Source organism: Paraburkholderia solitsugae, assembly GCF_013177695.1.
Lineage (GTDB): Bacteria > Pseudomonadota > Gammaproteobacteria > Burkholderiales > Burkholderiaceae > Paraburkholderia > Paraburkholderia solitsugae.
On record NZ_WOEY01000067.1, the window covers coordinates 40,249 to 55,414 of the forward strand.

14 protein-coding genes and 7 pseudogenes are annotated in these 15,166 nt (G+C 62.7%); 11 read left to right on the forward strand and 10 right to left on the reverse strand.

Translation table 11 applies throughout. The features are described from left to right. Positions 1 to 23: 23 nt before the first annotated feature. Positions 24 to 1,409, reverse strand: coding sequence for a spinster family MFS transporter (locus GNZ12_RS17875; RefSeq protein WP_172312088.1), 1,386 nt, complete (start codon positions 1,407 to 1,409; stop codon positions 24 to 26). Positions 1,410 to 2,651: 1,242 nt separating this feature from the next. Here GNZ12_RS17875 and GNZ12_RS17880 point away from each other — a divergent pair. Further along, positions 2,652 to 3,512: an IS5 family transposase gene (locus GNZ12_RS17880; RefSeq protein WP_172312090.1), complete on the forward strand. Its 861-nt coding sequence runs from the start codon at positions 2,652 to 2,654 to the stop codon at positions 3,510 to 3,512. A gap of 319 nt (positions 3,513 to 3,831) precedes the next feature. Here the strand turns inward: GNZ12_RS17880 and GNZ12_RS17885 are convergent, their stop codons facing one another. Beyond that, positions 3,832 to 4,341: a DUF1269 domain-containing protein gene (locus GNZ12_RS17885; RefSeq protein ID WP_172312112.1), complete on the reverse strand. Its 510-nt coding sequence runs from the start codon at positions 4,339 to 4,341 to the stop codon at positions 3,832 to 3,834. Between the two features lie 284 nt (positions 4,342 to 4,625). Between GNZ12_RS17885 and GNZ12_RS17890 the strand changes: the two genes are divergently transcribed. From GNZ12_RS17890 to GNZ12_RS17910, 5 genes are read left to right on the forward strand one after another with little or no spacing between them, the layout of a single operon-like run. Then, the gene (locus tag GNZ12_RS17890; protein WP_172312092.1) at positions 4,626 to 5,774 is read left to right on the forward strand and encodes a c-type cytochrome; all 1,149 of its coding nucleotides are present in this window, start codon (positions 4,626 to 4,628) and stop codon (positions 5,772 to 5,774) included. 13 nt (positions 5,775 to 5,787) lie between these two features. Next, positions 5,788 to 7,548, forward strand: a complete 1,761-nt coding sequence (gene ctaD, locus GNZ12_RS17895) for a cytochrome c oxidase subunit I (protein WP_172312094.1) — start codon at positions 5,788 to 5,790, stop codon at positions 7,546 to 7,548. After that, entirely contained in the window at positions 7,545 to 8,156 is a 612-nt protein-coding gene (locus GNZ12_RS17900) for a cytochrome c oxidase subunit 3 (protein ID WP_172312096.1), read from the forward strand. The genes ctaD and GNZ12_RS17900 overlap by 4 nt, the downstream gene beginning before the upstream one ends. Beyond that, on the forward strand, positions 8,153 to 8,860 hold the full coding sequence (locus tag GNZ12_RS17905) for a heme-copper oxidase subunit III family protein (RefSeq protein WP_172312098.1): 708 nt from the start codon (positions 8,153 to 8,155) through the stop codon (positions 8,858 to 8,860). Before GNZ12_RS17900 ends, GNZ12_RS17905 begins: the two co-directional genes overlap by 4 nt. A gap of 8 nt (positions 8,861 to 8,868) precedes the next feature. Next, positions 8,869 to 9,210 (forward strand): cytochrome C oxidase subunit IV family protein, encoded by a 342-nt coding sequence (locus GNZ12_RS17910; RefSeq protein WP_172312100.1) that lies wholly within the window; start codon positions 8,869 to 8,871, stop codon positions 9,208 to 9,210. Positions 9,211 to 9,229: 19 nt separating this feature from the next. Here the strand turns inward: GNZ12_RS17910 and GNZ12_RS17915 are convergent. The 5 genes and pseudogenes from GNZ12_RS17915 to GNZ12_RS17935 form a co-directional block, all read right to left on the reverse strand. Further along, positions 9,230 to 9,328, reverse strand: a pseudogene (locus GNZ12_RS17915) (PLP-dependent transferase); the annotation flags it as partial. Between the two features lie 182 nt (positions 9,329 to 9,510). After that, on the reverse strand, positions 9,511 to 10,068 hold the full coding sequence (locus GNZ12_RS17920) for a hypothetical protein (protein WP_172312102.1): 558 nt from the start codon (positions 10,066 to 10,068) through the stop codon (positions 9,511 to 9,513). 95 nt (positions 10,069 to 10,163) lie between these two features. Next, positions 10,164 to 10,509, reverse strand: a pseudogene (locus tag GNZ12_RS17925) (DUF1488 domain-containing protein). Further along, positions 10,506 to 10,700 (reverse strand): annotated as a pseudogene (locus GNZ12_RS45555) (hypothetical protein); the annotation flags it as partial. The pseudogenes GNZ12_RS17925 and GNZ12_RS45555, both read right to left, overlap by 4 nt. 187 nt (positions 10,701 to 10,887) lie before the next feature. Continuing rightward, positions 10,888 to 11,028 (reverse strand): hypothetical protein, encoded by a 141-nt coding sequence (locus tag GNZ12_RS17935; protein WP_216673253.1) that lies wholly within the window; start codon positions 11,026 to 11,028, stop codon positions 10,888 to 10,890. Between GNZ12_RS17935 and GNZ12_RS17940 the strand changes: the two are divergent. Further along, positions 11,018 to 11,266: pseudogene (locus GNZ12_RS17940) on the forward strand (DNA topoisomerase IB); the annotation flags it as partial. The gene GNZ12_RS17935 and the pseudogene GNZ12_RS17940 overlap by 11 nt on opposite strands. Before the next feature lie 105 nt (positions 11,267 to 11,371). On the opposite strand, the pseudogene GNZ12_RS44450 reads toward GNZ12_RS17940, so the two are convergent. Both GNZ12_RS44450 and GNZ12_RS44455 read right to left on the reverse strand, forming a co-directional pair. Beyond that, positions 11,372 to 11,581, reverse strand: a pseudogene (locus GNZ12_RS44450) (cation:proton antiporter); the annotation flags it as partial. Positions 11,582 to 11,586: 5 nt separating this feature from the next. Then, positions 11,587 to 11,786 (reverse strand): annotated as a pseudogene (locus GNZ12_RS44455) (DNA topoisomerase IB); the annotation flags it as partial. Here GNZ12_RS44455 and GNZ12_RS17945 point away from each other — a divergent pair. Together GNZ12_RS17945 and GNZ12_RS17950 are read left to right on the forward strand one after the other, a co-directional pair. Continuing rightward, a complete protein-coding gene (locus GNZ12_RS17945; RefSeq protein WP_235993795.1) occupies positions 11,781 to 11,924 on the forward strand; it encodes a hypothetical protein in 144 nt (47 codons plus the stop codon). The pseudogene GNZ12_RS44455 and the gene GNZ12_RS17945 sit on opposite strands and share 6 nt — an antisense overlap. A 358-nt stretch (positions 11,925 to 12,282) precedes the next feature. Then, complete coding sequence (locus GNZ12_RS17950; protein ID WP_216673254.1) at positions 12,283 to 12,804, forward strand: hypothetical protein; 522 nt, start codon at positions 12,283 to 12,285, stop codon at positions 12,802 to 12,804. A 157-nt stretch (positions 12,805 to 12,961) separates the two neighbouring features. On the opposite strand, the pseudogene GNZ12_RS17955 reads toward GNZ12_RS17950, so the two are convergent. Beyond that, positions 12,962 to 13,105: pseudogene (locus GNZ12_RS17955) on the reverse strand (IS256 family transposase); the annotation flags it as partial. Here GNZ12_RS17955 and GNZ12_RS17960 point away from each other — a divergent pair. Together GNZ12_RS17960 and GNZ12_RS17965 are read left to right on the forward strand one after the other, a co-directional pair. Next, a complete protein-coding gene (locus GNZ12_RS17960; protein ID WP_172312108.1) occupies positions 13,099 to 13,524 on the forward strand; it encodes a PqiC family protein in 426 nt (141 codons plus the stop codon). The pseudogene GNZ12_RS17955 and the gene GNZ12_RS17960 sit on opposite strands and share 7 nt — an antisense overlap. Positions 13,525 to 13,662: 138 nt before the next feature. Continuing rightward, positions 13,663 to 14,163 carry a DUF2244 domain-containing protein gene (locus tag GNZ12_RS17965; RefSeq protein ID WP_172312110.1) on the forward strand — a complete coding sequence of 167 codons (501 nt, stop codon included), beginning with the start codon at positions 13,663 to 13,665 and terminating at the stop codon, positions 14,161 to 14,163. Positions 14,164 to 15,166 lie beyond the last annotated feature (1,003 nt).

The following is a 15,166-nucleotide window of genomic DNA, read 5'->3' on the forward strand; positions in this document are numbered from 1 at the left end:
CCGTTTGCTCAAACCTGTTTGCGTCAATTGCCGCGATGCATGTGACGCGACGCGAGGAAGTAGTGCACCGACGACCAGATCAGCACCACGCTCACGGCGAGCATTGCGTAGCGGATGCCATAGGCCGACGCGTCATGGCAGGCAGCCGTGAACTGGCCCGGCGGGGCCACTGTCGGACCATGCGCACCGGGCGCCGCGCAAACCAGATGGAACCTGCCCAGCGTGAACAGGTGGTCGGTGAAGCGATCGCTCAGGAAGCCGACCGCCGTCGGGCCGAGCCCCTGGCCGACGAGATTCATGAGCAGAAACACGAAAGCCGTGGCCGTGGCGCGCATCCGCGGCTCGACGATGCCGTGCACGACCGCAAAGGTGGGACCGTTCCACGTGTTGAGCGCGATCGTGGCGGCGAAGAGCAGCCCCACGGCAACCGGCCACTGGTTCACCATGAATGCGCTCACGATTAGCGGGAAGCCGATCGCCGTGCCGAGCGCGGGTATCCACGCATACCAGCGGCGGTCTTTGACGCTCGCCCAGTCGGCTGACAGGCCGCCGAGCATATTGCCGACGATGCCCCCGACACCAATCACGAGGCCAAAGACAAGACCGGCCTGGGCATAGCCCATGCCGTAGACGCGCGTCAGGTAGACCGGGATGAACAGGTTGATGCCGAACTGCGCGAACGCGCCGATCGCGGTGCCGAGCAGCATCTGCACGAATGCCCGGCTTTTCATCAGAACCGTGAGCACTTCACGCAGTGAGGGCACCAGCGCGGCCTGAAGGGCGCCGCCTTCTTCGGCCGCGCCGCGCTCCGGCTCCCGCAGCGTGACCCAGGCGAGCAGGCCGAAGACCAGCCCCGGCAGGCCGACCACGTAGAACACGGGCCGCCAGCCCATGTGCTGTACCATCCAGCCGCCGCCGAGCGCGCCGGCAAGCACGCCGAGAGGAGGCCCGAGCGCGTAGATCGCGAGCGCACTCGCGCGGCGGCGCGGGCCGAACTGGTCAGCAATCAGCGAGTGCGCGGTCGGCGTGCTGCCCGCCTCGCCAATGCCAACGCCGAGACGATAGACAAGCAGCTGCCAGTACGCGCCGGCTGTGCCACACAGCGCGGTCATCACCGACCACGCCGCAATCGACACCGCGATCAGCGCGACACGGTTGAAGCGGTCGGCGAGCCGCGCGATCGGAATCCCAAGCAGGGAATAGAAAATCGAAAACGCGAGCCCGCCAAGCAGACCGAGCTGCAGGTCGCTCAGGTTCATCTCAACCTTCACCGCCTGCCCGACCACCGCGATGATGATGCGGTCAACGAAGCTGGATGCATAGATGAGCACCAGAACTAGCAGGAACCAGCTGCGATACCAGCTGGTGCCCGTTCCGGCTCTGACGTTCCCAACTGTCAGTTCCTTCATTTGTTGCCTCCAATGGGGATCGTGAATGTCGTCATGCTGTATTTGTATGCCACAAAACCACTTGTGGGATTTTTTATTGATTTTCTAGCATAATTTTCATGCGCGCAAGAATAACGTCGCCCAATGACGTCATCGTTTTCACCTACTGGCATCGTGCAGACGATTCGCAAAAAAACCGGGCACGCGCGGGGCTTGGATCGATGTCACGTGGCAGTCAGGGAAAGGCCCCACCGGGCCATCCAGCGGCTCGCGGGCACGTGAATTGACATCATCTGAAGCGGGAGGGCCCGCCACCCCCTCGCGCGTCGTCAATCATTTGCAATGCGGCACCGGCCGCGTCCGTGTGCATGATCGCAAGCAGCGCGAAACTGGCCAGGAACACCAATGCCTCGGCTTCACCGCCTTCAGCTATGGGTGCTGCACAGTCGGCATAGACGGTGTCGAGTTAGCTCCTGGGCATCGCGTCCTTGATCGGTCAAGGTGAGTTCAGGCAGGCAGCGGGCCCCCGGGGCGTCACCCCAGGTCCACGGCGCGCGTCGTGACAGCGGCCCACATGGCCGTCCGAACGCGCCGGGTAGATTGGTGCCAGACCCGGCGCCATACATGCCGAACAATCGGCCGGTATAGTCCCAGCCATGCATTTTTCGAGAGATCCGCGTTTTCGATTGCATCGCGAGCAGCCCACAGCCGCGCGGAGTTCCGGCGAGCGGCGCTAAACCAGGGCGGCACCGTGCACCGCTCGCCGAACAGGAAGGCCGTGAAGCGGGACTCGACAAGATCGGTCAGGTGCGCTCGCGCATGACCTCGGTCAGACCTTGAGCGGAAACGTCGACGGAGGAAGGCCTCGTGCAGCGTAGCTACGGTAGAGGTCTGCTCCTGTTGACTGCAGGTGTTCTCGTTGAAAAGGATTTACGGGTGACGAAAATATCGCCACAATCGCGCCAACGATCACGGGGGCGTTTATTGCAGCGGGGCGTGACCACGCCGGACGGCGACGCGATGATCATCCGCGAGACCACGCACCGATTCGGCCCGCCGTCGTTTCGACGCTCCATGATAGGCCGGCGGGGTAATTACACGCATTCCCGATTTGCGCGAATTTACTGCAAAAATTTCCGCCGATTTTGCCAACTGGTTGCGGGTTTCCTGAGGTGGCTAAATTTGTCTGCGAGCCGCATCAGGACTGGATCTGGTGATCTGCGCTGCCAGATCGGTTAAAGTCCGGATTTGTGGATGTTACGGATGGCTGGAAGTCAATGCGGGCAAGCGATTCCAACGAAATTGAGCGTTGAGCAGTTCGAGCAGTTTGTCTTGCCGCATCTGAGCCGGGGCCGGCGCGGACCGGCACCGACACTGGGGTTGCACAAGATCTTCAACTACGTTCTTCAACTGCTGTACATGGGCTGCCAGTGGAAGGCACTGCCGATCGAAAGGAATGACGAAGGTCGTCCTGAAATCCACTACACGCGCATCTATCGGGCGTTGCGGCGGTGGCAGGCCGATGGCTGCATCGACAGGATTTTTGCCGGCTCGGTGCACCAGCTTCATCAGGACCAGTTCCTCGACCTCACAGTCATTCACGGCGACGGCACGACCACTGCCGCGAAGAAGGGCGGCGACAACCTGGGGTACAGCGGACACAAGCACCTGAAAGGCGACAAGGTGGTCGCCTTCTGCGATCGCCACTGCAACGTGATCGCGCCATTCGTTTCTGCCCCGGGCAACCGCAACGAATCGCCGCTGCTGCGTGACGCGCTGCCCAGACTGAACCACATGGCCCGCGCCATTGGCATGGACCTGCAAGGCTCAACGGTCAGCCTGGATGGCGTCTACGACTGCCGGGCCAACCGCAAGGCGATTTTCAACCGGGACATGATTCCCAACATTCCCGAAAATCCGCGTGGACGTAAAGCGCCGAAGCGGGGCCGCAAACTGCGCTTCGATCCAGTCATTTTCGAGGAGCGCGTCAGGACCATCGAGCGGGTCTTCGCCTGGGAGGACAAGTTCCGGCGACTGCTGCTTCGCTTCGAGCGTCTGAGCGCGGTCCACTATGCATTCAAGACCCTCGCTTACACGATGATCAACCTGCGGCACTACTGCTGACGATCAGCGCCGGTGCGAGCACCATGGCGATGGCGCCCCGCGCCATGAAGCGTCACGTCAACGTCATCTGCAATCCTGACAAACCATCGCTAAAAATAGCATAACGATCGATCTTTTCACAACCATCGAACCGCTCTCGCGTGCCCACGCTGCATCGCTTCTCCACATCCCGCTTGCGCTCGAGTGAAACCCGCAACCAGTTGACTGTCTTAAACGAACCCGGAAGTTTCGCGACTCCCGATAGTCGCTTACCCAACCTCAGCGCGAACTTCCCTTGTCGACCCTGTAGGGGCGCCGATGGCCTCGTCTAGACTGCTTCTCAGGGGAAGATCGGTGTCGTGGGCTCCGCGCCTTCGAGATCGGCCTTCGGAAAATGCTGCGCGACCATCTGCTCGATCTCATGTTCGCGCGATCCAGGCACGTCGGCCATGATCAAGAGTTGGCCGTCACGTATGGCGCCACGAAAGCGCTCGAGTCGTGCATTCGGTTCGTCGACGCCGATCATCGTGGCCGTCCAGGCCCCGAAGCCCGCACCTACCAACGTCAATGCGACGACGGCGCCGCCCGCAATGGCGAGCTCCGCGGGAGGGTATACCAGTGCCACGAGGCCGAGAAGCGCGCCGGTCGCACCGCCGAGCGCCACGCCGCGTTCGAGCGAGTGCACGACGTCGCTGCTTTGCAGCAAGGATGCCTCGGGTAACTGTTCGAGTGCGACACTGTGATTCGCGAGGACATGGATATGTCGCGATGTGATCCGCGCCGGCAGCAAGTCGTCGTACGCACGTCGAACACGTGAACAGACCCTAAACACCCGGCGCCCTTGGGAGATGGCTGCCTCGGCAACCAATGCTGGAGGCGGCCGTTTTGCATTGCATCGCGGCAAGTGACTCCTCCATTCGCGCGATCCGTATATGGGGCGCGTTTCCCCCTGGCGCTGTCTTGCACGATGCAGAGGAGAGGACTACCTTTGCTTTAGGGCCGCTTACAATGCTCAGCGAAGCGGTCCTGGCAGAAGTGCCGGCGCAGGCAGTACGAAGTACGGCAAGGCGGCACAACGACGCCAGGAGCTTTTTTGTTAGCGGCTCCAGCGAGTGACGCGCAGCGAGGTGGACTATGGCGCTTGCGATTGCCCTGAGCCTGATCATCGTATTGGCGGTAGGGTTTCACTTTGCCAGTCCCTGGTGGATAACGCCGATCGCCTCGAACTGGGTGCGCATGGACGACATGCTGACGATCACGCTCGTCATTACCGGCGCGCTCTTCATCGCGATCAACCTGTTCATCGTGATCGCACTGGTGCGCTACCGCCACCGCAGGGGTCATCGCGCTGCTTACGAGCCGCACAACAAGCGGCTGGAATGGTGGCTGATCGGCCTGACCACTGTCGGCGTGGCAGCGTTGCTGGCACCGGGGCTCTTCGTCTACGCAGACTTCGTACGGCCGCCGCCCAACGTGCTGCAGATGGAAGTGCTCGGCCAGCAATGGCAATGGCGCTTCCGCTTTGCCGGCCCCGGAGGCAAGCTGGGCACGACGGACGTGCGCTACATCAGCAACGGCAACCCCTTCGGCCTGAACCCCGGCGACCCCAACGGCCGTGACAACTACCTGATCGAGACGCCCGAGGTACACCTGCCGCTCAACCGGCCGATCCAGGTCTTGACACGGTCGCTCGACGTGCTGCACGACTTCTACGTACCGCCGTTCCGTGCGCGCATGAACATGGTGCCCGGCATGGTGACGACCTTCTGGTTCACGCCGACCAAGGCAGGGCGTTACGACATCCTGTGCGCGCAGCTTTGCGGTATCGGGCACTCCAACATGCGCGGCGTGGTGGTGGTGGAAGACGAAGCATCGTTCTCGCGCTGGCTGGCGAAGCAGAGCACGTTCGCGCAGCGGCAGCAGGCCAGGGTGCAGGCCGCACCCGCCGCTGCAGGCGGCAGCGCCCAGGCGCTTGCTGACCAGGGCAAGACGCTCGCAGAGGCCAAGGGCTGCTTCGCCTGCCATACCGTGGACGGCAGTCCGCGCGTGGGCCCCACCTGGAAGGGCCTGTACGACAAGACCGAAACGATGGCGGACGGCAGTACCGCGAAGGTGGACGAAGCCTATCTGCGCGCCTTTATCCGCAACCCGAAGGCCCGCGTCGTGAAGGGCTTCGCACCCATCATGCCGACCTTCGACCTGAGCGAGCAGGAGCTGACCGCGCTGGTGGCCTACATCGAATCGCAAGGCGGCCCGGCCGCCATCAGCGCAGCCAAACCCTAGCGGAGCAGACGCAATGCCCTACGCGCACACCAACCACGCCCAGCAAAGCTTCTGGACCCGCTATGTCTGGAGCCAAGACCACAAGGTCATCGCCGTGCAGTATTCGCTGACGGCCATCGCCGTCGGCCTGGTCGGCCTTGTGTTGTCGGACCTGATGCGGTTGCAGCTCGGTTTTCCGGGTAAGTTCAGTTTCATCGACGCCAACCACTACTACCAGTTCGTCACCATGCACGGGATGATCATGGTGATCTACCTGCTGACGGCGCTGTTTCTGGGCGGCTTCGGCAACTACCTGATCCCGCTGATGCTGGGCGCCCGCGACATGGTGTTCCCGTTTCTCAACATGCTGAGCTACTGGGTCTACCTGCTGGCCGTGCTGGTGCTGATGGCGAGCTTCTTCGTGCCAGGCGGGCCGACCGGCGCGGGCTGGACGCTGTATCCACCCCAGGCCATCCTGCCGGGCACACCGGGCGTGGAATGGGGCATCGTGTTGATGCTGGTGTCGCTGGCGATCTTCATCGTCGCGACAACGATGGGCGGCTTGAATTACGTCACCACCACGCTGCAGGCGCGCACGCGCGGCATGACGCTCATGCGCATGCCGCTCACGGTGTGGGGCATCTTCGTGGCGACCATCATGGCGCTGCTGGCGTTTCCGGCGCTGTTCGTGTCGGCAGTGATGATGCTGCTCGACAAGACACTCGGCACCAGCTTCTTCATACCGGCCGTGGTGTCGATGGGGCAGACGCTCAAGCATGCCGGCGGCAGCCCGCTGCTGTTCCAGCACCTGTTCTGGTTCTTCGGGCATCCGGAGGTCTACATCGTCGCGCTGCCGGCCTTTGGCATCGTGTCGGACCTCATCAGCACGCACGCGCGCAAGAGCATATTCGGCTACAAGATGATGGTGTGGGCCATCATCATCATCGGTGCGTTGAGCTTCGTGGTCTGGGCGCACCACATGTTCATCGCCGGCATGAATCCGTACTTCGGCTTCTTCTTTGCCACCACCACGCTCATCATCGCCATCCCGACCGCCCTCAAGGTCTACAACTGGGTGCTGACGCTGTGGCGCGGCGATATCCATCTGACCGTGCCCATGCTGTTTGCCATCGGCTTCATCAGCACCTTCGTCCTGGGTGGGCTGACCGGGCTCTACCTCGGCAACGTGAGCGTGGACATTCCGCTGTCGAACACGTACTTCGTGGTGGCGCATTTCCATATGGTGATGGCCGTGTCGCCGATCCTTGTGGTGTTTGGCGGCATGTACCACTGGTATCCGAAGGTGACGGGCCGCATGCTCAACGACACGCTCGGGCGCGTGCACTTCTGGGTTACCTTCCTCGGCACCTATGCGATCTACTTCCCGATGCACTATCTCGGCATCCTGGGCATGCCGCGGCGGTATTACGCGTATGAGGGCTACAGCTTCATTCCACCTTCGGCGCAGAAGCTCAACACCTTCATCACCGTCGTTGCGCTGATCGTTGCGGCGGCGCAGTTGCTGTTCTTGTACAACCTGGCGTGGAGCCTGGTGCGCGGCAAGCGTGCCGACAGCAACCCCTGGCGGGCCACCACGCTGGAATGGCAGACGCCGCAAACGCCCCCAGTGCACGGCAACTGGGGCGCCGCACCGCCCGTCGTCTACCGCTGGGCGTACGAATACAGCCCGCCGGGGCACGAGGAAGACTTCGTCCCGCAAAACCAGCCGCCTGCGCCTGCGACGGCGCCTGAACCGGCCCACCCGACGCTTCAACCCGGCGAGGCACGCGAATGACCACACTGCCCCGCTCCTTCGTTCCTGACACGCCACCTGTCTTGCCGAATGCGAGCCGCATCGGCCTGATCGTCTTCATGGCGGTGGCAACGACATTGTTTTCACTGCTGCTGTTCGCCTATGCAATGCGCATGCGCGAGCCCGACTGGCAGCCGATCCCGCATCCGGCGCTGCTGTGGTGGAACACCGGCGCGCTGGTGCTGGCAAGCATTGCCATGCAGCGTGCCCGGCAGTTGACCTTACACCGCGCGGCGTGGCTGGTGTCCAGCGGTGTGCTGGCGGCCGTGTTCGTGATCGGACAACTGACCGCCTGGCGCATGCTGTCGGCGGCCGGGCAGACCGTCACCGTCAATCCTTCCAATAGCTTCCTCTACCTGCTCACCGGCCTGCACGGGTTGCATGTGCTGGGCGGGCTGGTGGCCTGGGCGGTGACGATCGCGCGTCTCCAGCGCGGGGACCCCTTCCGAGCCCAGCGCGCCATCGCGCTGTGCGCCATCTACTGGCATTTCCTGCTGGCTGTCTGGCTCGTGCTGCTGGCGGCGATGTGGTGGATCACCCCTGGGTTCGTCGCCGCCAGCTGCGGGCCGCTGTATGGAGCCGCGCCATGACCACGCCCACGCTCCCGACCGAATCCACTGCCACCACGCCCACCGACGCCGGGCCTGACGGCTGGCGCGGCATCGTCACGGACTGGTCGGCCGACCGCGAAGCCTTCAAGGTGCCGTGGGGCAAGGCGATGATGTGGATCTTCCTGCTGTCGGACACCTTCATCTTCAGCAGCTTCCTGATCGGCTACATGACGGTGCGCATGTCGACCACGGTGCCGTGGCCTGACCCTTCCAAGGTGTTCGGGCTCACTGTGGGCGGCGTGGATGTGCCCTTGCTGCTGATCGCCATCATGACGTTCACCCTGATCACCAGCAGCGGCACCATGGCGATGGCTGTCAACTTTGGCTACCGGCGCAACGCAAAACGCGCCGCCGCACTGTTGCTGGCGACCGCGCTGCTGGGCGCGACCTTCGTGTCGATGCAGGCCTTCGAATGGACCAAGCTGATCGTCCATGAAGGTATCCGCCCCTGGGGCAACCCGATGGGCGCGGCGCAGTTTGGCGCGTGCTTCTTCATGATCACCGGGTTCCACGGCTTTCACGTGACCTGCGGCGTGATCTACCTGCTGCTGATCGCACGCAAGATCCTGCAGCCGGGGTTCACCGAGCACGGCAACTTCCAGATCGTCGAGATTGCCGGCTTGTACTGGCACTTCGTCGACCTGGTGTGGGTGTTCATCTTTGCGCTGTTCTATTTGTGGTGAGGCAGACCATGGACCACACCGATCCCGCCCATCGACCCGACGCCGCGCACGGCCAGCAGCATCCGATCGGCATCTACCTGAAGATCTGGGCCCTGCTGTTCGTACTGAGCACGATGTCGTACATGGTGGATTACTTCCACGTGCAGGGCCTGCTGCGTTGGACGCTGATCGTCGTGTTGATGATCGCCAAGGCCGGGCTGATCGTGTCGATTTTCATGCACATGATGTGGGAGCGGCTGGCGCTGGTGTACGCCATCCTGATACCGCCCCTGTGCCTGCTGGTGCTGATGGTGCTGATGGCTGCCGAAGCGGATCACACCTTCGGCATGCGGGAACTCTTCTTCCACTGACCCCTTCGCCGACCGTTTCTCAGGCGACGGCCGTTGCGTCCAGCGCCTGGGTGAAATCAGTCAGCAGGTCAGCTTCGTCTTCAATGCCGACCGAGACGCGCACCAGCGAATCGGCAATGCAGCGGTTTCGTCAATCATGGAATCCGCCGCCGCATACTTTCACGCAGCAGCGGGGTTCATGGATCTATCCGCATGGGGCGCGCCTGGAACGCACCGCTCCGAATACAAAACGACCCGACAAATGCCGGGCCGTTTTTGTTTCCTGGCTCGCTGAAAATCTCAGCGAAAAACACCTTCAAATCAGGCGTGCTTCTCACTGAATTCGTTGAGCGGCACAGGCTGCCTGAGCGGATCGAAGTCGGCCCACCGCCCTTGTTGCCAGCGGCCGGTCGCGCGTTCGATCGCCGCGCCTCCCGCATCGCGCAGCACCCGTGCGGCGTCCAACTGGCTGTCCTGCGACACGTGTACGGCCACCAGCACGCCGCATTCACGGGTTTCTTCGTTGCTGGCTTCACGCGTGCGCATCATCGCGCCGACCAATGAACCGACATACGCACTCACCCCGGCCGCGATCAGCGACATGATAAGCGGCGCCGAAAACGCCGCGAAGATCCCGACGCCGACCACGGCGCCAACCGCTGCGCCAATCGTGATGCCTATCTCGGCACCCTTCGGCGCCTCCCTCGCGTTTGCGTCGGCGCTGATATCGCCGCCGGGCCGAAAACGTGCGTGCTGGCCGATCGGATTGACGAAAAACAGTGTGACGTCCTCCTCGACAAAACCGGCATTGAAGAGCCGTTGCGCCGCGTCTTCAGCGGCGGGGAATGTCGTAAAGCGTGCTGCGACGATGAGTGACATGTGTCCTCCTTCCATCGTTGACTAGCGGTTGCAGACTATGCCGCCCCACCTTACCCGCGCCGAGACAGAGGTGCATGCGGTGGCACGCGCCGGGACTATGCCGTGGTGCCGCGATCGGGTTCCGTGCCGTCCACTCTGAACAGTCCGCTATGTAACACTACTCCTTTGCCGCCGTTCTGGTCGATCGCTTCCGCGCAAACCGAACGGATAGGATTGCGGCCGTTGTCGAAAGCAGCCATTAAGGCGGATTCCAGGGCGGAATGGGCGCCGAAATGATCTTCCAGCGCCTCGGCGGTAATTGCCGCACTCAACCGGCTCGCCGTCGACGCGCGCCGTAAAGCGCACTGTCAGATTCGCGCCGTCGAAGACCGGCTGGTCGTCGGGAAAAGTGATGTGCATAAGGGAATCCTGATAGGCTGGCCGCAGCGGAATTGCACTCATGGCGAACCCTTCATTGCGCCAGCGAGTTGCTGCGCCATCGCGAGGTGACGTTTGATGGTCGGCAGCGCGTGCGTGCCTGCGGCCTTCAATTGCGCATCGTCGGCCTTGACGAAAGCCTGGGCCTGCGGCAGCAACCGGATCGTGTCGGCGTTCACCTCGCCGCCTGGCAAAACGTCTGCGTCGAAGCCGTCGACGGCGAGCACCGCCACCTCATAGCCGTTCAGCCTGTTAGCCATGCGTTTTCTCCTTCAACGTCGATGCGGGGAGCGGGCGCCTGACACCGCATGTTTCCTTCGTCTCCCTACTTAGTCCGCAAAAAATATGCCCACACAGAAGCGCGCGGAAAGCGACGCGCCGTTTGCCGCGCGGGCAGGGTCTTTAGTGACCCGTCGGGTCCTCGTCGAGGCCGTCATCGTCGGCGGCCAATGGGTCGTCGATTCGATCTGGTTCAATGTCGGCGTCGTCGACGCCGTCGGCCGCATCCCGCCTGAAACTTCCACCTGCAACGATGGCTGCCACGATCGACCCGACCCAGCGCCGCACTGGCGACATCGCCCGGCAAGCTGCCCCTGCCGCGATGCCGCCCGGTCTGCGGCATTCGGACGACACCAGGCCCGGCTACACGCGCAGGCGGGAAGAAGGCGGCTTCGCCTACTTCGACGTGAGCGGCAAGCGCATCGACGACGCAAGCGAAATTGCCCGCATCGATGCATTAGCAATTCCACCGGCGTACCAGGACGTGTGGATCTGCCCCGACGCCCACTTGCCGAGTCGCAGCGGTACGGTCCAGAGTTTCTCGAGCACGCCCAGCCGCAAGCGCAGGCCGATCGCAAACAGCGACACCAGCAGCGCGATTTCGGTGATTGTGCACTTGGACGTCGTGGGCCAGCACCGGATCGGTGGGTGCGAGGATCGCCGCGAGCAGCAAAGACGGGCCCCAGCGGAGATCCAACACGTAGACGCCGAAGAGAGGCAGTAGCGGAATCGTCGCTAGCATGGTGCGCAGAAGGTGCGCGTCGGCGGCGATATCGAGGCGCAGCAGGTCGATGCCCGGCAGCCCGAGCGCGTAGCCTCGTGTCGAGCAACTGCACGATTGCGCTTGTCGCACGACATGCCCGGTAACTTCAGGTCGCGTGCGACGCGCCTGCGGACCTTCGGCAATGCGCGGCCGAACGCGGCCATGCGCTCGTATTTGTTGGCGTCGCGTGTCTCGCACCAGCGCCGTAGCGGTATTGCTTGCGGCCGCGCGCGTCACGGCCGGTTGCCTGCAGATGACCGTCGAAGAAACACTCTGGTTTCTCATCGTCGGCGCGGTGCTGGTCCTGAGCATTGCCTCAGGGGAACGAGCTTCCAGTGTCCTGTACTTCCAGAAGCATGTCGTCGACGTCGAGCTCGATCGAGCAGTCGCCTTCTAACGGAGGCGGCTTGTACTGTTCGTCAAAGCGTCGCCGGACGGAAGCCCCAGCCGGTCCCGGAACGTCCTGCGTTGGGCCGTGTCCATCGCGGCGTAGCGATCGATCCGTGGTTTCGCAGGCATTTGATCCTCCACTGCGAACTAAAAGATTAATTATCGATCCGCTGACAGGTCTGCCGCGACCAACAACTGACGTGCCGCAAGGGTCTCTTGCACGTACAGTTCATCACGCCACGTCGTCGCCAGAACGAGGATCATCCGTCGGGGTGGCGATAGCCATGCGGCGCTATCAGTCTCGCGAGCTGGAGGACTAGAATGAATTATCCGAATCAATCGGGAGAGAAATTGTGGAACTTCACATGGATTCCCATCATTTCACACACGGCCAGCCTGACTGGCGGGCAGCCGTGCTGGCAGGCGTTATCGCGGGCGTTGTGTTCCTGGCGTTAGGGGTTATCCTGATGGCACTGATGACGGGCGCAAGTCTGCTGGAGCCCCCACGCATGGTCGCCGCGATCATGCTGGGACGAGGCGCATTGCAATCGCCGCAAGCATTCTCAATTGGCATCGTGCTCGCGGCCTTTGTGGTGCATTTTGCCCTTGCCATCGTATTCGCGCTTATCCTCGGTCTGATCATGACGTCATTCAACCTTGACTCGAGCATGGGGATGGCTTCACTGGCGGGTGGCGCTTTCGCTGCAGCCGTTTACCTGATTAATTTCTACGGCATGACACGGTTATTTCCGTGGTTCGCAGAAGCACGCAACGGGGCCAGCCTGTTCGCTCACATCGTCTTCGGTATCGTGGCGGCGAACATGTACATGAGACTGGAGCGCAACACATCCCGCGGGGTCAAGGCGGACGCGGGCGGCCCATCGTAGTCCGGTGCCGTGTTGATTGACCGGTCTCCAGAGCAGAAAAGGCTCGCCGCGCAACAACATGAGCACCTCGTCGAGATAGTCATGGTCGGCCAGACGAGACGAAAGAAAAGCCAAGCCGGAAGATCGGCCAGCGCCCGAACGGAGCCCGCCGTATCGGTGCGAGTTTCTGCTGAACCGGTTGATCGTCCTGAATCGGCTCGCCGTCTCTGAAGGCAATGCCTGCGAGCAACAGCTTGATCTTTTCGGGGCCGTCGATGCGGCGCCAGGTTTTCTTGGGTTCCTCGATCAGCTTGAATGCCAGCCGTCCAAACGCTCGACCGGCCTGAAGTCGTCACGCAGATTTTGCCGAACCGGCTTTCGACCGACGAAAGCGACCGGTGGGGCGCGCCACTGGCTCAACTGATGCGGCGCACGTTTGCGCAGGACCTGACGAGCCGGCTGCCTCCAGGCGTGTTCATCTTCCCGGACGCGCCGGCGCCGCCCGACACTCGGATGCTCGTCGTCACGGTGCTCGATGCCGAGACCGATGCGAGCGGAACGGTGACATTGCAAGTGGCGTGGACGCTGCAATCGGGGCAGCCCGCCCGCGCTACCTTGACGCAACAGGCGACGCTCAAGGCGGCGCTGGAGAACCGCGGCGCGGCGGCGCAAGTCGCTGCGCTGAGCCGCATTGTCGGGGCGTTGGCCGACCGGATCGCCGCGTCGGTCGTCGCGCGCTGACAAGCTGGGAATGCCGATACATCCCGTCATTCGACGAGGGGCGGCGTCTCGAACGTGTGATACTTACGAAGGCAGAGCGGGCAGCGCGGCGCGCCCATTGCGCGTCACGACTGGCTCCACGACGCGGGACTTTCGATCATGTACGCATACTTCAGGCGGTCGTACGGGCCTGGCCCTTTCGACGACGAGGGAGATGTGCCGAGCCGCGAGTGGCGCATCAAGCGCAACTGCTCCCTCACGCCGCGGCAGTCGCTCGCCGCGACCGGGTTCCTCATGGCGCTCGACCTCGCGATCGGCGTGGCAGCGGCATTCGCATTCGGCGCGTGGCTCACGCTGCCCTTCTCGATGCTTTGCACCGTGGCCGTCGGCATCGCCTTTATCGCCTACTCCAGGCACGCGACGGACGGCGAGGTGCTGACGTTCGCGCCCCCATTCGTGTTCGTCGAAGTACACGAGCGCGGACGCCGCACGATGCATCGGATGAATGCGGCCCGCTTGGCCGTGTCTCTCGACGACAGCGATGGCGCCGTCTACCTTTGCGACGGCTGGCAACGTATTCCCGTCGGACGGCAACTGCCTGCCGCCGCCCGCGCGGAGTTCGTGCGTCAATTGCGCCGCTTTATCGTGGCCGACTGTTGACATGCCGGCCGATGATCGCCCGGCATGTCTGATTGGCCTCACAGCAACACGCCGAGCGCCCCGACGATGCCGATGCCGCACGCGATGCTCACGCCAATGATCGGCGCTAGCCCGCGATTTCACCGAAGCCCCACGCGAGGGCGAGGGACGACACGAGCGCCGCCACCATCGTGGCGCCGAGCGCGCCCATACAAAGACCGCCCCGCCCAGCAGCGCATAAAGCGCGTCGGCGATCTGTCCGACGTCATGCAGCGGCACATGCCCGGCGTTCTTCGCTCCGCCATCGTGACCAGCACGGCTGCGGTCAGCAACCGGGTCAGCACGGCACCGAACGCGGTATCGCGACGCTCGGCATCGCGGTCTGCGGCCGACAGGCCCCTTTCGACGACCGCCGACGGTGATAGGGGGCGCTTCAGAAAACGGAAAGTAAAGCACGTTAGTGACAGGCGATCGTCGCAAAACGACCCACTTGCGCCGTTCGGAGTTGCATCGCCTCTACGACCGTTTCCACAGTGCAACGGCCATTCATACCTTCGAGTCGGTTGACAATTTATCGGCCGGAGCAGCCTTTCGACGCCGCGCTCCCCTTCCGCCCAAAACCTGTCACCCGAAGGCGACGGGATACGTTCGATATCGGATGACAGGTTTTGTTAACGACAGAGCTTGGAATGGGCCATTCGTGGCAGGTTATGCTCAGAGAAGTACGAACGTCCACTTCGATCAATGGCGCGACGCCTGAGATCGGTAGCCGAACGTTCGCTGTCAGGACTGAATTCGAAGTTTGAGGGTCTTCCTTGGCGTGCACGCGAACGGTTGGAGATGGTCGAAGGACTGATATGACTTTCCGTGTCAATCGGAATCGGTTTTCGTCGCTTTCGTTCCATAGGCGCGAGAATTTCCTGAGGGCGGCGTAGCAGTAAGTCTCGACGGTGGATCGCACTGATATCCGCGGGTTGGTTACCGCATTACAGAGGTCCGCCCCATGAGCCTGCCGCTATCTAAA

Bases quoted from the DNA above. Each gene is read 5' to 3' on its own strand.
- GNZ12_RS17875 (WP_172312088.1), bottom strand. From the start codon at position 1,409: ATGAAGGAACTGACAGTTGGGAACGTCAGAGCCGGAACGGGCACCAGC.
- GNZ12_RS17880 (WP_172312090.1), top strand. From the start codon at position 2,652: ATGGCTGGAAGTCAATGCGGGCAAGCGATTCCAACGAAATTGAGCGTT.
- GNZ12_RS17890 (WP_172312092.1), top strand. From the start codon at position 4,626: ATGGCGCTTGCGATTGCCCTGAGCCTGATCATCGTATTGGCGGTAGGG.
- ctaD (WP_172312094.1), top strand. From the start codon at position 5,788: ATGCCCTACGCGCACACCAACCACGCCCAGCAAAGCTTCTGGACCCGC.
- GNZ12_RS17900 (WP_172312096.1), top strand. From the start codon at position 7,545: ATGACCACACTGCCCCGCTCCTTCGTTCCTGACACGCCACCTGTCTTG.
- GNZ12_RS17905 (WP_172312098.1), top strand. From the start codon at position 8,153: ATGACCACGCCCACGCTCCCGACCGAATCCACTGCCACCACGCCCACC.
- GNZ12_RS17910 (WP_172312100.1), top strand. From the start codon at position 8,869: ATGGACCACACCGATCCCGCCCATCGACCCGACGCCGCGCACGGCCAG.
- GNZ12_RS17920 (WP_172312102.1), bottom strand. From the start codon at position 10,068: ATGTCACTCATCGTCGCAGCACGCTTTACGACATTCCCCGCCGCTGAA.
- GNZ12_RS17945 (WP_235993795.1), top strand. From the start codon at position 11,781: ATGACCGTCGAAGAAACACTCTGGTTTCTCATCGTCGGCGCGGTGCTG.
- GNZ12_RS17950 (WP_216673254.1), top strand. From the start codon at position 12,283: ATGGATTCCCATCATTTCACACACGGCCAGCCTGACTGGCGGGCAGCC.
- GNZ12_RS17960 (WP_172312108.1), top strand. From the start codon at position 13,099: ATGCCAGCCGTCCAAACGCTCGACCGGCCTGAAGTCGTCACGCAGATT.
- GNZ12_RS17965 (WP_172312110.1), top strand. From the start codon at position 13,663: ATGTACGCATACTTCAGGCGGTCGTACGGGCCTGGCCCTTTCGACGAC.